Source organism: Microbacterium sp. KSW4-4 (assembly GCF_023091185.1).
In the GTDB taxonomy this organism is placed as follows: domain Bacteria; phylum Actinomycetota; class Actinomycetes; order Actinomycetales; family Microbacteriaceae; genus Microbacterium; species Microbacterium paraoxydans.
This window is the reverse complement of record NZ_JAHWXJ010000001.1, coordinates 1,309,640-1,323,535: the sequence shown is the minus strand read 5'-3', so window position 1 is coordinate 1,323,535 and position 13,896 is coordinate 1,309,640. Positions and strand designations below refer to the sequence as shown.

Genomic DNA, 13,896 nt, shown 5'->3' with positions numbered 1-13,896 from the left:
CACCCGCTCGACGCCCCATTCGGCCAAGTTGCCGGATGGGGCGTCGTCGGATAACATAGATCTTTGGTGCCTTGTGCCATGCGTTCGGCGTGTCCGATCCGGCCCGGTACCGCACACCACCCACCCACCGCAGATCGACCGATCTGCAGAAGCGTCAGCGAGGCTATGGCTAAGAAAGACGGTGTCATCGAGATCGAGGGCGTGATCTCCGAGGCTCTTCCCAACGCGATGTTCCGCGTTGAGCTCAGCAACGGACACAAGGTCCTGGCAACGATCTCCGGAAAGATGCGGCAGAACTACATCCGTATCATCCCCGAGGACCGTGTGGTCGTGGAGCTCAGCCCCTACGACCTGACCCGCGGCCGCATCGTCTACCGCTACCGCTGATCGGTCGAGAAGTAACGGCTGCCCTTCGACGGGCTCAGGGACCCCGGTCTCGGAGGTCGGACATCGGGCAGCACGAAGACAGCGAACAGGAAACATCATGAAGGTCAACCCCAGCGTCAAGCCGATCTGCGACCACTGCAAGGTGATCCGCCGCCACGGCCGCGTGATGGTGATCTGCAAGAGCAACCCGCGCCACAAGCAGCGCCAGGGCTGAGCCCCCGCTGCGTGAGCGCCGCTCTCGCAATCTCATAACTCAATACGAAACGGCAGGATCAGAACCCGCGGAAGCGGGGGACACCTCGGGGCGGAGGCCCGGGCACCGATCCTGCTCCACACCTCCACAACACCCAGGAGAACCGCATGGCACGTCTTGCCGGCGTTGACATCCCGCGCGACAAGCGCGTGGTGATCGCCCTTACCTACATCTACGGCGTCGGCCGTACCCGCTCGGTCGAGATCCTCAAGGCGACCGACATCGACGAGAGCATCCGCGTGAAGGACCTCAGCGATGACCAGCTCATCGCCCTCCGCGACTACATCGAAGGCAACTACAAGGTGGAGGGTGACCTGCGCCGCGAGGTCGCCGCAGACATCCGCCGCAAGGTCGAGATCGGCTCCTACGAGGGCCTCCGCCACCGTCGTGGCCTTCCGGTCCGCGGTCAGCGCACCAAGACCAACGCCCGTACCCGCAAGGGCCCGAAGCGCACCGTCGCCGGCAAGAAGAAGGCCCGCTAAGCAGCGGCCAGGGACTAGGAGAACACTTTCATGGCTGCACCCAAGGCCGCCGCGCGCAAGCCGCGCCGCAAGGAGAAGAAGAACATCGCGCTGGGCCAGGCCCACATCAAGTCGACGTTCAACAACACCATCGTTTCGATCACCGACCCGTCCGGCGCCGTCATCGCCTGGGCTTCGTCGGGTGGCGTGGGCTTCAAGGGCTCCCGCAAGTCGACCCCCTACGCCGCAGGCATGGCAGCGGAGTCCGCTGCCCGCCAGGCCGCTGAGCATGGCGTGAAGAAGGTCGACGTCCTCGTGAAGGGTCCGGGCTCCGGCCGCGAGACCGCGATCCGCTCGCTGCAGGCCGCCGGCCTCGAGGTGGGTTCGATCCAGGACGTCACCCCGCAGGCGCACAACGGCTGCCGTCCGCCGAAGCGCCGCCGCGTCTGATGCGTGTGCCGAGCCGCTCGTCCTTCGGGTCGAGCGGCTCGGCGCCCCGCGTGGGGCATCGACTTCCACAACTCAAGACCTCACCCCACCACATGTCATATAGCGGGCATGTGATCGAAAGGAACACAGAGTGCTTATTGCACAGCGTCCCACACTGACCGAGGAAAAGATCGTCGAGAACCGGAGCCGGTTCATCATCGAGCCTATGGAGCCCGGCTTCGGCTACACGATCGGCAACGCGCTGCGTCGCAGCCTGCTGTCGTCGATCCCCGGCGCCGCTGTCACCAGCGTCCGCATCGACGGTGTGCTGCACGAGTTCAGCACGATCCCCGGCGTGAAGGAGGATGTCACCGAGATCATCCTCAACATCAAGCAGCTGGTGGTCTCCAGCGAGCGCGACGAGCCCATCACCGCGTACCTCCGCAAGACCGGTGCCGGTGAAGTGACCGCCGCCGACATCTCGGCTCCGGCCGGTGTCGAGGTGCACAACCCCGAGCTCGTCATCGCGACGCTCAACGACACCGCCAAGTTCGAGCTCGAGCTCACCATCGAGCGCGGCCGTGGCTACGTCTCCGCGACGCAGAACCGCAACGAGTACGCCGAGGCCGGTCAGATCCCGATCGACTCGATCTACTCGCCCGTGCTCAAGGTCAGCTACCGCGTCGACGCCACCCGTGCCGGTGAGCGTACCGACTTCGACAAGCTCATCCTCGACGTCGAGACCAAGTCGGCGATCAGCCCGCGCGACGCCGTCGCTTCGGCCGCCAAGACGCTCACCGAGCTGTTCGGTCTCGCCCGCGAGCTGAACGTCGAGGCCGAGGGCATCGAGATCGGCCCGGCGCCGGTGGAGGCTGTGAACTCCAGCGAGCTGTCGATGCCGATCGAGGACCTCGACCTGTCGGTCCGCTCGTACAACTGCCTGAAGCGTGAGGGCATCAACACCGTTTCTGAGCTCGTCGCCCTGTCGGAGACGCAGCTCATGAACATCCGCAATTTCGGCCAGAAGTCGGTCGACGAGGTGCGCGACAAGCTCATCTCGCTCGGTCTGTCGCTCAAGGATTCGGTGCCCGGTTTCGACGGCGCCCACTTCTACGGCGGCAGCGAAGACGAGTCCTTCTGATACCCGACCCTTTCTGACCAGGAGTTAGACGATTATGCCCAAGCCCACCAAGGGTCCCCGCCTCGGAGGCGGCCCCGCCCACGAGCGCCTGCTGCTTGCCAACCTCGCGGCTGCGCTGTACACCCACAAGTCGATCAAGACGACCGAGACGAAGGCCAAGCGCCTGCGTCCGCTCGCCGAGCGCCTCATCACCTTCGCCAAGCGCGGGGACCTGCACGCCCGCCGTCGCGTGCTGTCGGTCATCGGTGACAAGGAAGTCGTGCACGTCCTGTTCAACGAGATCGCTCCGCTCGTCGCGGACCGCGAGGGTGGCTACACCCGCATCACCAAGGTCGGCAACCGCAAGGGCGACAACGCTCCCATGGCCGTGATCGAGCTCGTCCTCGAGCCCGTCACCCCGAAGGCGAAGTCGACCAAGAAGGCCGCCGCGGCTCCGAAGGACGAGAAGCCCGCTGCCGAGGAGGCTCCCGCTGAGGAGGCCGTCGAGGCTCCCGCGGACGAGACCGCTGCCGACGACACGGCTGCCGAGGCCGGCGCCGAGTCGCAGGCCGAGGGCGAGGCCGCTGAGGCCGCCGCCGAGGACGCTGTCGAGAAGAAGTCCGAGTAAGGACCGCTCTCCCACGAAGCCCGCCGCCCCTCTCGGGGTGGCGGGCTTCGTCGTTCAGCGGGGATCGGTGATCCGATAGCGCGCTCCGGGGCGCCCCTTGGTCGAGTAGTCCAGGGACCGCACGGCCTGGCCGGTGGCGGCGAGGTGCTCGAGATAGCGACGGGCGCTGACGCGGGAGATGGCGAGGTCATCCCCGATCTCGGTCGCCGAGGCATCCGGTCGGACGGCGAGGGCGGCGGAGACCCGTTCCAGGGTCTCCGCACTCAAGCCCTTCGGCAACCCGTACCGCTCCCGGAAGGCGATGATGGCGTCGGCCGCCTCGACCCGGCGGACGACGTCGTGCAGCTCGGTGTGGTCGCGGAGCAGGAGCGTCGCTCCCACGTCGGCGGATCCGTCTCCGGAGGCGGTGCTGCGGGCGACGAGCACATGCGAGCCGACGATGACGGGGCGGCCCGCGGCCTCGCCTTCCCGGAGCACGGTGGCGAGGTCGGCGCCGAGCACCTCGTCGGCGGGAGCACCGTCGAGATCGGCGGCATCGCGGCCGAGGAACCTCGCAGCCGCGTCGTTGACCAGGGTGATCCGACCGCCGCCGTCCACGGTGACGACGCCTTCGCTGAGCCCGTGCAGGGTCGTCTCCTGGTTCTTGACCAGCGCCGCGATCTGGTGCGGCTCGAGCCGGTAGATGCGTCGCCGGATGAACGACGTCACCCACGCGGCCCCGAAGACCCCGAGGACCGCTGCCACGAGCATGGCGGAGATGAGACCCACGAGGTTGCTGGTGAACTCCTCGTTCAGCTCGGACTCCAGGATGCCGACGGAGGCCGTGCCGATGACGGCACCGTCCTCGTCGCGGATGGGCACCTTCACCCGCCACGAGGTCCCGAGCGTGCCGGTCTGCGTGCCGACGAAGATCTCGCCGCCGAGCGGGATCGACGGGTCGGTGGACACCCGCTCGCCGATGCGGTCGGTGTTCGGATGCGAGTACCGGATGCCCTCGTCGTTGGCGACCACGACGTACGCGAGGTCGGAGGCCTCGCGGATGACCTCGGCGACCGGCTGGATGGCAGCGGCCGGGTCCTCGTCGTCGAACGCATCGAGGACGACGGGGAGAGCGGCGACGGACTGGGCGACCGCCTGCATGCGGTCCTTGTAGGCCTCGCGAAGCGCGTTCTCCTGGAACGCTCCGGCGGCGATGCCGGTGCCGAGGGTCACCAGGAACACGATCAGCGCCTGCAGCGCGAGCAGCTGCACACGGAGCGTCATCTTCGAGGCCACGGATCCATTCTCCCGGGTGGGTGGACGGGCCGCGAGCCGGCGCCGGAGCTGTTCGCGACCAATAGTTACGGAACGCGACCAATGGTTTCCGAAGCTTGAGCGGGCGCATCGGCGCCTCGACAGTGGACGGATTGCACTCGAACGCTCAAGGAGGAGCGCCATGAATCACGCCCGCATCGGGACCCTCGCCGCGGCAGTCGCCGCGACCGCCCTCGTCCTCACCTCGTGCTCGACCGCCGACGGCGGAACGGCCGGCTCCGACGGCGGCGACGACGCGGCCGCCATCACCGACGTCAACATCGTCGTCCCCGCCGACCCGGGCGGCGGCTGGGACCAGACCGGCCGCGCCCTCTCGCAGCTGCTCACGCAGGAGGACATCGTCGGTTCGGCGCCCGTCACCAACGTCGGCGGCGCGGGAGGCACGGTGGGTCTCGCGCAGCTCGCCAACGAGAAGGATCCGGCGACCCTCATGGTCATGGGCCTCGTGATGGTGGGCGCGGTGGAGACCAACGCCTCCGCCGTCCGCATCGAGGACATGACCCCGATCGCCCGACTCACGGACGAGCCCCTCGTCGTGGTCGTCCCCGCGGACTCGGAGTACGACACGCTGGAGGACCTCGTCGAGGATGTCGTGGACAAGGGCCAGGAGGTCACGATCACGGGCGGCTCCGCCGGGGGAGCCGATCACATCCTCGCCGGGCTGCTGCTCGAGGAGGCGGGACTCGACGGCGCCGAGATCGCCGAGAAGCTGAACTACACGCCCAACTCGGGCGGCGGCGAGGCCACCTCGCTGATCCTCGGAGGCAAGGTCTCGGCCGGCATCTCCGGCGTGGGCGAGTTCCTGCAGCATATCGAGGCCGGCTCCATGAAGGCCCTCGCCGTCTCGTCGGAGGAGCCGGTCACGCAGCTGCCGGACGTCGACACGATCACCGAGTCCGGGTACGACGTCGTGCTCACCAACTGGCGCGGCGTGATCGCTCCGGGTGGGATCAGCGACGCCGAGCGCTCGGAACTCGAGCGCCTCGTCACCGAGCTGGAGGCGTCCGACGCGTGGAAGGACGAGCTGGAGACGCGAGGGTGGGCGGACGCGTTCCTCACCGGCGCGGAGTTCGACGAATTCCTCGACGGCAACATCGCCGAGGTCACCACGACGCTGCAGAACATCGGGCTGGTCGGCTGAGATGACGACCGGGTCTTCCGGACCCGGCGAGGAGGTGCGGACCGACGCCCGTCGGTCCGCACGTCTCGTCGCGTCCCTGCCGCGGGGGGAGCTCGTCTTCGCCCTGCTCATGGTGGCTCTCGGCGTGTTCGCGTTCGCCGGTGTGTTCACCATCCATGTGCCCGCGGGTGGCCAGGTCGGGCCGACGGTCTTCCCGCTGTTCGTCTCGGTGCTGCTTCTGGGCTCGTCTCTCGCCGTCGTGGTGAGCATCCTCCGCGGCCACCGCGGTGTGCCCGAGGAGGGGGAGGACGTCGATCAGAGCCTGCCGACCGACTGGCTCACGCTCGTGAAGATCGCGGCGCTCGTGGTCGCTCATCTGCTCCTCATCGAGCCGCTCGGCTGGGCCCCGGCGGCGGCTCTGCTGTTCGGCGGCGTCGCGTGGGCGCTCGGCGCCCGCCGCTGGTGGATGGCGCTCCTCATCGGCAGCATCCTCGCGCTGGTCGTCCAGGTCGTGTTCGGCGGTCTGCTCGGGCTGTCGCTCCCCTGGGGACCGGCGCTCGGTTGGCTGGGAAGGATGTTCTGATGGACAGCTGGAGTTTGCTCCTCGAGGGGTTCGCGACCGCGCTGCAGCCCCAGTACCTCGTGTTCGCCTTCTTCGGCGTGCTGATCGGCACCGCCGTTGGAGTGCTCCCCGGGATCGGGCCGGCGATGACCGTCGCCCTGCTCCTTCCCCTCACCTACACGTTGGAACCGGCCGCAGCGCTCATCACGTTCGCGGGGATCTACTACGGCGGCATGTACGGCGGGTCGACCACGAGCATCCTGCTGAACACCCCGGGGGAGTCGTCGTCGATCGTGACGGCGATCGAGGGCAACAAGATGGCCAAGCTCGGGCGGGGCGCGGCGGCGCTGGCCACCGCGGCGCTCGGGTCGTTCGTCGCGGGGACCCTCGCCACCGTAGGCCTGACGCTGCTCGCACCGGTGCTCGCGCAGTTCGCCGTGAACCTCGGGCCCGCCGACTACGTGGCTCTCATCGTCGTAGCCTTCGTCACCGTCGGTGCGCTGATGGGGTCCTCCGTGCCGCGCGGCCTGCTGTCGCTCGGCGTCGGCTTGTTCCTCGGCCTGGTCGGCACCGACTGGCTCTCGGGCCAGCAGCGGTACACGCTCGGCCTGCTGCCCCTGGCGGACGGCATCGACGTGGTGCTCGTGGCCGTGGGGCTCTTCGCGGTCGGCGAGACGCTGTACGTCGCGGCCCGGCTGCGGCACGGCGCGATCGACGTGATCCCCGTGTCGCGCGGGTGGCGCAGCTGGATGACGAAGGACGACTGGCGCCGCTCATGGAAGCCGTGGCTCCGCGGCACCGCCATCGGCTTCCCGATCGGCACGATCCCGGCCGGCGGTGCCGACGTGGCGACCTTCCTGTCCTACGCCACCGAGCGCAAGCTCTCGCGCCGCAAGGACGAGTTCGGCCGCGGGGCCATCGAAGGCGTCGCGGGCCCGGAGTCGGCGAACAACGCGGCGGCCGCGGGCGTGCTCGTGCCGCTGCTGACGCTGGGACTTCCGACGACGGCGACGGCCGCGATCATCCTCACCGCGTTCCAGACGTACGGTCTGCAGCCCGGGCCGCAGCTGTTCACCGGACAGGCTGACCTCGTCTGGGCACTGGTGGCGAGCCTCTACATCGGCAACGTGATCCTGCTCGTGCTGAACCTGCCGCTCGTGGGCATGTGGGTGAAGCTCCTGCAGATCCCGCGGCCGTACCTGTACGCGGGCATCCTCCTGTTCGCCGCCTTCGGCGCGTACGCGCTGAACTTCGCGGTCGTCGACATCCTGATCCTGCTGATCATCGGCGTCCTCGGCTACTTCCTGCGGCGGTACGGGTTCCCGGTGGCGCCGCTGGTGGTGGGCATGATCCTCGGGCCGATGGGCGAGGAGCAGCTGCGGCGCGCGCTGCAGCTCAGCCAGGGCGACCTGACGACGCTCATCGCGCAGCCGTTCTCCGCAGTCGCCTACGTCATCCTCGCGCTGCTCATCGTCGGCGGGCTGTGGCTGCGGCGCCGACAGCGCCGGTACGAGCAGGCGCTCACGGAGTCCATCGCGGTGCCCGTCAAAGCGGACTCGGAGGTTTGAGCCCGCTCGATTCGAGGAGGGGAGAGGCCGGGAGTAGGCTGGTCCGGTGAGCGATGCGACGGTCCTGAAGCGCGGGCCTCGCGCCTACGCCACGTTCATCGGCATCGGCCTCCTCGCCGGCCTCCTCTCCGGTCTCTTCGGCGTCGGCGGCGGCACGGTCATCGTCCCCCTGCTGGTGCTGCTGCTCGCGTTCGACCAGCGGCTCGCGGCCGGGACCTCGCTGGCGGCGATCGTCCCGACGGCGACCGTCGGGGTCATCTCCTACGCTGCGTCGGGCTCCGTCGCCTGGATCCCGGCGCTGATCCTCGCCGCCGGAGCCGTGGTCGGAGCGCAGATCGGCACCCGCCTGCTCCCGCGGATCTCGCAGACCGCCCTCCGCTGGGGGTTCGTCGGCTTCCTCGTCGTCGTTATCGTGAGCCTCTTCCTCGTCATCCCCTCGCGCGACGCCGTCTTCGAGCTCACCTGGCTCACCGGGATCGCCCTGGTGGTCGTGGGAATCGGAACCGGCATCCTGGCCGGGCTCATCGGCGTGGGCGGCGGTGTGATCGTCGTCCCGGTGCTCATGCTCGCGTTCGGCACGAGCGACCTCGTCGCGAAGGGCACCTCGCTGCTCATGATGATCCCGACCGCGCTCTCCGGCACGGTCGGCAATCTCCGCAACCGCAACGTCGATCTCCTCGCCGCGCTGCTCATCGGCGTCTCGGCGTGCACCACGACGGCCCTCGGCGCCTGGCTGGCGACCATCGTCGACCCGACCGTCGGCAACCTCCTCTTCGCCGCGTATCTCGTCGTGATCGCGGTGCAGATGGCCCTCAAGGCCGTCCGCGGGCGTCGGCGCGGCTGACGCCGCGGCCGCCGTTCCTGCGGCGCGAGCCGACCGCTGAAGCGCGCCGGACCCGTCCCTTTCCCTGACTCCCGCGAACGATTTTCGCCGCGCCTCTTTACAGGCCGTGCTGCGCTCGCTATCGTCGGTCATCACATGACGTCATATAACGAGTCATGATGTTTGATCGAAGGTCATCAGAAGGGACCATCTTGTCTGCCACCGCTCTGTTCGTCGACTCCGCCGCTATCGAGAACCAGCTCGCTGCGGCCCGCCAGGCGATCGCGACCCGAGACACCATCTCGCGCGTCGTGCTCACCGCCTGCGGCGGCTCCTTTGCCGTCATGCAGCCCATCGAGTACCTGTTCGGCACCAAGGCGGTGTCGCTCGAGGCGACCGCACTCAATGCTGCCGAGTTCACCAGCCGCGCCTCGTCGCGCGTCGACGCCGACACCCTCGTCGTGCTCTGTTCGCACTCCGGCACCACGCCGGAGACGGTCGCCGCGGCGAAGCACGCACGCGAGCGCGGTGCGCTCACGGTCGCCTTCACGTTCGACCCGACGTCGCCGCTCGCCGAGGCATCGGAGCACGTGGTGGCGTATCAGCACGGCGAGGGGAAGAGCGAGGCCCACGTCGGCCCCGCGCTGCTGCTGCGCCTGGCGGCCGGGATCCTGGACGACCGTGAACAGGCCGGCATCGCCGGTGCGGTCGACGAGGCCGTCGCCCAGTTGCCGACCCTCGTGCCGGCAGCGCGCGAAGCGCACTCCGCAGCCGCCGATGCCTGGGGATACCGCCACCGTCGCGAGTCCCTCATCTACACGATGGCGGCAGGCTCCAACTACGGCTCCGCGTACTCGTTCGCCATCTGCCTGCTGCAGGAGATGCAGTGGGTGCACTCCGCCGCCATCCACGCCGGCGAGTACTTCCACGGCCCCTTCGAGATCACCGAGGAGGATGTGCCGTTCATCGCGCTGCTCGGACTCGATGAGACTCGGTCCGTCGAGCAGCGCGCGGTGGACTTCGTCACGAAGCACTCGGATCGGGTGCTCGTCATCGACGCCCAGGAGTTCGGCCTCGATGTCGTCGCTCCGGAGGTGCGCGGCATCGTCGCCCACCTCCTCTTCAACGTCGTGCTCCGCGCGTACGCGGATGCACTCGCCGACCACCGAGGACACCCCCTCAGCGTGCGCCGCTACATGTGGCGCATGGAGTACTAGGAACGAAAGGATCGCAACGATGCGAACATCAGCCCGGATCGGCGTGGCGGCTGCGGCCGCCGCCGCCCTCGTCCTGCCCCTGGCCTCGTGCGCCGGCGGCGAGAGCGAGGCCTCGGACGGCCAGGTGGAGATCAGCTTCTTCCACCGCTGGCCCAACGAGCCGAAGAACTCGTACTACACCGACATGGTGGCGGAGTTCGAGAAGGAGAACCCCGACATCAAGGTCTCCGTCGAGAGCGTGCTCAACGACGCCTACAAGGACAAGGTGAAGGTCGTCGCGGGCTCCGCCAACGCTCCGGACGTCCTGTTCACCTGGAGTGGCTCGTTCGTGGACGAGCTCGTCTCCAACGACGCCCTGCTCGATCTCGGGCCGTGGCTCGAGGAGGACACGGACTTCCGGGACAGCTTCTACCCGAGCCAGCTGGAAGCCTTCGAGGTGGACGGCACCTCCTACGGTCTGCCAGTGGGAATGCAGTCGAAGCTGTTCTTCTACAACAAAGACGTGTTCGAGGAGCTGGGTCTCGAGCCGCCGGCGACGTGGGACGAGTTCATCGACGTCCTGGAGACGATCCAGGACGCCGGCATGACCCCGATCGAGTACGGCGCGCAGGAGCAGTGGACGATCGCGCACTACGTCGGCACGCTGAATCAGCGTGTCGTCGATCCGGAGGTGTTCGCAGCGGATCAGGATCCGGCGACCGGCGCGTTCACGGACGAGGGGTATGTCCGGGCGCTGGAGCGCTTCCAGGAACTCGCCGAGTACATGAACGACGACCTCACGGCCGTCGGGCATGAGATCGCGCGTAACGCCTGGATCGCGGGGGAGGCGCCGATCATGTACATGCAGAGCGCCGAGGTGGGGTACTTCGGCGACGCGCAGTTCGAGTACGGCACGTTCAACTTCCCTGCGGTCGAGGGCGGCAAGGGCGATCCGGCGGAGCTGACCGGAGCTCCGGAGGGCTTCGCGATCTCGAAGACCACGAAGCACCCCGAGGAGGCGCAGCGGTTCCTCGAGTTCCTGCTCAGCAAGCAGAGCGGCATCGCCTATGCGGAGCGCGCGGGCGAGCTGAGCCCGGTCAAGGGTGCGGTCGAGGAGGCGGACGTGCCCGAGATCTCACGGGAGCTCGCCCAGGGGATCGTCGACGCCTCGGCGATGACGACCTGGCTCGACAACGCCTACGATCCGCAGATCGTGCAGGCGTACCTGTCCGAGACTCAGCTGATGCTCAGCGGCCAGCAGACCCCCGAGGGGGTCATGGCCGCCGTGCAGGAAGCCGCGAAGCGCGTGCGCGACGCCTCCTGATCCGCACCGGGGCCGCCGGCATCCTCGGCCGGCGGCCCCTCCCACCTTTCGGAAGAGACACCGTGATGAGAACACGCTCTCGAGCCTGGTCGAACCTGCTCTACGTGCTTCCCGCGATCATCCTGATCGGGGTGTTCGTGTACTACCCGCTGGTCGCCAATGCGGCCTTCGGCTTCTTCTCCTTCAGCGCCGGCAGCGGTGAGATGCGCTTCGTCGGCCTCGACAACTTCGCGCGGCTCCTCAGCGATCCGATCATCGCGACGGCCCTGGGCAACAACATCCTGTACGCGATCGTCTCGATCGTGTGCCAGGTGGGTGGTGCCCTCGTGATCGCCGCCTGGCTGACCCGGCTGCTCGGTCCGCGCATGGGCGCATTCCTGCGCAGCGTGTACTTCTTGCCCGCCGTGATCTCGATGACCGTGATCGCGCTGCTGTTCACGTTCGTGTACAACGCCCGCGGCGGACTCCTCAACGCTCTGCTGGAGGCGATCGGACTCGGCAGCCTGCAGACGGCGTGGCTCGCCGATGTCGACACGGCGATGGGAGCGGTCATCGGCGTCTCCCAGTGGCAGAGCATCGGCTACGTCTGCATGCTCTACGTCGTCGCACTGCAGCAGATCCCGGAGGAATACTACGAAGCCGCGTCGCTGGACGGCGCCGGACGGATTCGCCAGTTCTTCAGCATCACCGTCCCGCAGGCCAAGGAGATGATCTTCGTCGCGATGATCCTCACCGTCTCCGGCGCTTTCACGGTGTTCAACGAGCCTTACATCCTGACCAAGGGCGGTCCGGGAAACACCACCCAGGTCCTCGCGACCTACATGTACAACCAGGGTTTCTTCCAGAACGAGATGGGCTACGCCTCGGCCATCGCGAGCCTGATCTTCGTGATCACGCTCGTGCTGTCCGTCGTGCAGATGGTCTCGTTCCGAAGCGGGAGGCAATGACATGAGCAGTACCCGGCTTCGTCCGGCGGAGCGTATCCGCCGTGCCCCGGTCCAGGTGATCCTGGCCGTCTACGCTGTCGTGATCGCCTACCCCCTGCTCTGGATGGTGATCTCTTCGTTCAAGTCCTCATCCGAGATCTTCGCCGATCCGTGGGGGCTGCCGTCGGTCTGGCTCGTCCAGAACTATGCCGCCGCCTGGGATCGCGGGATCTCCGACTACTTCCTCAACTCCGTCATCGTGACGGTCATCTCCACCGCCGCGACCGTCGCACTCGCGGCACTGTGCGCCTACGGCATGGTGAGGCTGTCGAGCCGCGTGGCGAACGTCGTGCTGATCGTGGCGATGGGCGGGCTGGTGGTGGCACCGCAGGTGAGCCTCATCCCGCTCTACCGCCTTCTCGACACGATGGGACTGCTGAACACCTACTGGGCGATGATCCTCCCTTATGTGGCGTTCCGTCTGCCGATGGCGATCCTGCTCATCCGTTCGGTCTTCCTCGGCATCCCCCGCGAGCTCGAGGACGCCGCGACCATCGATGGCTGCCGCTCGTTCGGCGTCTTCCGGCACGTCTACCTGCCGCTGAGCGCGTCCGTGCTGACGACCGCCGCCGTCCTCACCGGTTACTTCGCCTGGAATGAGTTCCTCTTCGCGATCGTCTACATCGACGCTGATGCGCTCCGCACCATCCCCGCGGGACTCATGTCGTTCCGCGACTCCCTCTCCACGGAGTGGGGTGTGCTCCTGGCAGGATTGACCATCGCGGCCCTGCCCATCGTGGTGGTGTTCCTCGCGCTGCAGCGGTACTTCGTCGCCGGCGTCGCGGCGGGGAGTGTGAAGGGATGACGATGGATACGGATCAGCTCCGGGATGCGCTCGCCGCGGTCCCACCGCCCTCGCTGGTCGGCGTCGGGGACAACGTGCTCGACTGCTATCTGCATGAGGACCTGGCCTACCCCGGGGGCAACGCCCTGAACGTCGCCGCGTACAGCCGGCTCTTCTTCGGCGGCACAGCCGGATTCGTCGGGATCATGGGAGACGACCGTTTCGCGGACCACGTGCGGGGCGTCCTCGACGAGGTCGGAGTGGACGGCGCCCGCATCAGACGCGTGCGTGGCGCGAACGGCATGGCTTTCGTCGCGTTGGACGAGGACGGCGACCGGCGCTTCGTCGCCTCGAACCGCGGGGGAGTCCAGGCCGAGCTGCGGCTGCGTCTGAGCGAGGCCGATCACGAGTACCTCTCCGGCTTCGACCGCGTGCACACCTCGGTCTACTCGTCGTTGGAGCCGGAGCTTCCGGCCATCGCGGAACGGGGGAGCCGCGTGTCGTACGACTATTCCGACGACGCGTCGCCGGATATGATCCGGGCGACAGCTCCGCACGTCGACGTGGGGTTCTTCTCCGGCGGCCACCGCAGTGATTCCGAGATCGACGCCCTCGGCCGCTTCGCCGTGGCCTGCGGTATGGGGTCGGCCGTGGTGACGCGGGGTGCCCGCGGCTCTGTGGGCTTCGAGGCCACTTCCGTGCGGCGCACCGGTATCCGCGAGGTCGACGCCGTCGATGCGCTCGGTGCCGGGGACGCCTTCCTCACCGGGTTCCTCGCGGCGCGGGCGGGCGGGGCCGATCTCGCCGGATGTCTCGATATCGCCGCCGTCAGCGGAGCGCTCGCCTGCACGTTGCGCGGGGCGTTCGGATACCCTGTGCATGCGGGGGACGACGCACGCGCGCAGATGCTGCGACGATACCCGGCGCCGTAGAGGAGGACT

The 13,896-nt window shown here is 68.1% G+C and carries 16 protein-coding genes; 15 read left to right on the top strand and 1 reads right to left on the bottom strand.

The genetic code is table 11. The features are described 5' to 3' along the window. Nucleotides 1–165: 165 nt before the first annotated feature. The 6 genes from infA to rplQ all read left to right on the top strand — a co-directional run bounded on the left by infA (nt 166) and on the right by rplQ (nt 3,278). Complete coding sequence (gene infA / locus KZC57_RS06565) at nt 166–387, top strand: translation initiation factor IF-1 (protein WP_017201569.1); 222 nt, start codon at nt 166–168, stop codon at nt 385–387. Nucleotides 388–484: 97 nt separating this feature from the next. After that, nucleotides 485–601: a 50S ribosomal protein L36 gene (gene rpmJ, locus KZC57_RS06560; RefSeq protein ID WP_005050492.1), complete on the top strand. Its 117-nt coding sequence runs from the start codon at nt 485–487 to the stop codon at nt 599–601. A 146-nt stretch (nt 602–747) separates the two neighbouring features. Then, nucleotides 748–1,122, top strand: a complete 375-nt coding sequence (gene rpsM, locus KZC57_RS06555; RefSeq protein ID WP_025102387.1) for a 30S ribosomal protein S13 — start codon at nt 748–750, stop codon at nt 1,120–1,122. A 30-nt stretch (nt 1,123–1,152) separates the two neighbouring features. Further along, entirely contained in the window at nt 1,153–1,551 is a 399-nt protein-coding gene (gene rpsK / locus KZC57_RS06550) for a 30S ribosomal protein S11 (protein WP_017829189.1), read from the top strand. A 130-nt stretch (nt 1,552–1,681) separates the two neighbouring features. Then, the gene (locus KZC57_RS06545) at nt 1,682–2,671 is read left to right on the top strand and encodes a DNA-directed RNA polymerase subunit alpha (protein ID WP_247641310.1); all 990 of its coding nucleotides are present in this window, start codon (nt 1,682–1,684) and stop codon (nt 2,669–2,671) included. A gap of 34 nt (nt 2,672–2,705) precedes the next feature. Continuing rightward, entirely contained in the window at nt 2,706–3,278 is a 573-nt protein-coding gene (gene rplQ / locus KZC57_RS06540) for a 50S ribosomal protein L17 (RefSeq protein WP_025102385.1), read from the top strand. Nucleotides 3,279–3,332: 54 nt separating this feature from the next. Here rplQ and KZC57_RS06535 read toward each other — a convergent pair whose 3' ends face one another. Then, nucleotides 3,333–4,553 carry a PAS domain-containing protein gene (locus KZC57_RS06535; protein ID WP_247641309.1) on the bottom strand — a complete coding sequence of 407 codons (1,221 nt, stop codon included), beginning with the start codon at nt 4,551–4,553 and terminating at the stop codon, nt 3,333–3,335. A 160-nt stretch (nt 4,554–4,713) separates the two neighbouring features. On the opposite strand from KZC57_RS06535, the gene KZC57_RS06530 reads away from it, so the two are divergent. The 9 genes from KZC57_RS06530 to KZC57_RS06490 all read left to right on the top strand — a co-directional run bounded on the left by KZC57_RS06530 (nt 4,714) and on the right by KZC57_RS06490 (nt 13,887). After that, a complete protein-coding gene (locus KZC57_RS06530; RefSeq protein WP_247641308.1) occupies nt 4,714–5,733 on the top strand; it encodes a tripartite tricarboxylate transporter substrate binding protein in 1,020 nt (339 codons plus the stop codon). A 1-nt stretch (nt 5,734) separates the two neighbouring features. After that, nucleotides 5,735–6,295: a tripartite tricarboxylate transporter TctB family protein gene (locus KZC57_RS06525; RefSeq protein WP_247641307.1), complete on the top strand. Its 561-nt coding sequence runs from the start codon at nt 5,735–5,737 to the stop codon at nt 6,293–6,295. After that, a complete protein-coding gene (locus KZC57_RS06520; protein ID WP_025102381.1) occupies nt 6,295–7,842 on the top strand; it encodes a tripartite tricarboxylate transporter permease in 1,548 nt (515 codons plus the stop codon). The genes KZC57_RS06525 and KZC57_RS06520 overlap by 1 nt, the downstream gene beginning before the upstream one ends. Nucleotides 7,843–7,888: 46 nt before the next feature. Then, nucleotides 7,889–8,686: a sulfite exporter TauE/SafE family protein gene (locus KZC57_RS06515; protein WP_025102380.1), complete on the top strand. Its 798-nt coding sequence runs from the start codon at nt 7,889–7,891 to the stop codon at nt 8,684–8,686. A 191-nt stretch (nt 8,687–8,877) separates the two neighbouring features. Further along, nucleotides 8,878–9,882: an SIS domain-containing protein gene (locus tag KZC57_RS06510; protein ID WP_186326387.1), complete on the top strand. Its 1,005-nt coding sequence runs from the start codon at nt 8,878–8,880 to the stop codon at nt 9,880–9,882. A gap of 19 nt (nt 9,883–9,901) precedes the next feature. After that, the gene (locus KZC57_RS06505; RefSeq protein WP_139833308.1) at nt 9,902–11,185 is read left to right on the top strand and encodes an extracellular solute-binding protein; all 1,284 of its coding nucleotides are present in this window, start codon (nt 9,902–9,904) and stop codon (nt 11,183–11,185) included. Between the two features lie 65 nt (nt 11,186–11,250). Further along, entirely contained in the window at nt 11,251–12,132 is an 882-nt protein-coding gene (locus tag KZC57_RS06500) for a carbohydrate ABC transporter permease (protein ID WP_025102377.1), read from the top strand. Nucleotide 12,133: 1 nt separating this feature from the next. After that, the gene (locus KZC57_RS06495) at nt 12,134–12,976 is read left to right on the top strand and encodes a carbohydrate ABC transporter permease (protein WP_062765183.1); all 843 of its coding nucleotides are present in this window, start codon (nt 12,134–12,136) and stop codon (nt 12,974–12,976) included. Then, the gene (locus KZC57_RS06490; RefSeq protein WP_247641306.1) at nt 12,973–13,887 is read left to right on the top strand and encodes a PfkB family carbohydrate kinase; all 915 of its coding nucleotides are present in this window, start codon (nt 12,973–12,975) and stop codon (nt 13,885–13,887) included. Before KZC57_RS06495 ends, KZC57_RS06490 begins: the two co-directional genes overlap by 4 nt. Nucleotides 13,888–13,896: the final 9 nt, after the last annotated feature.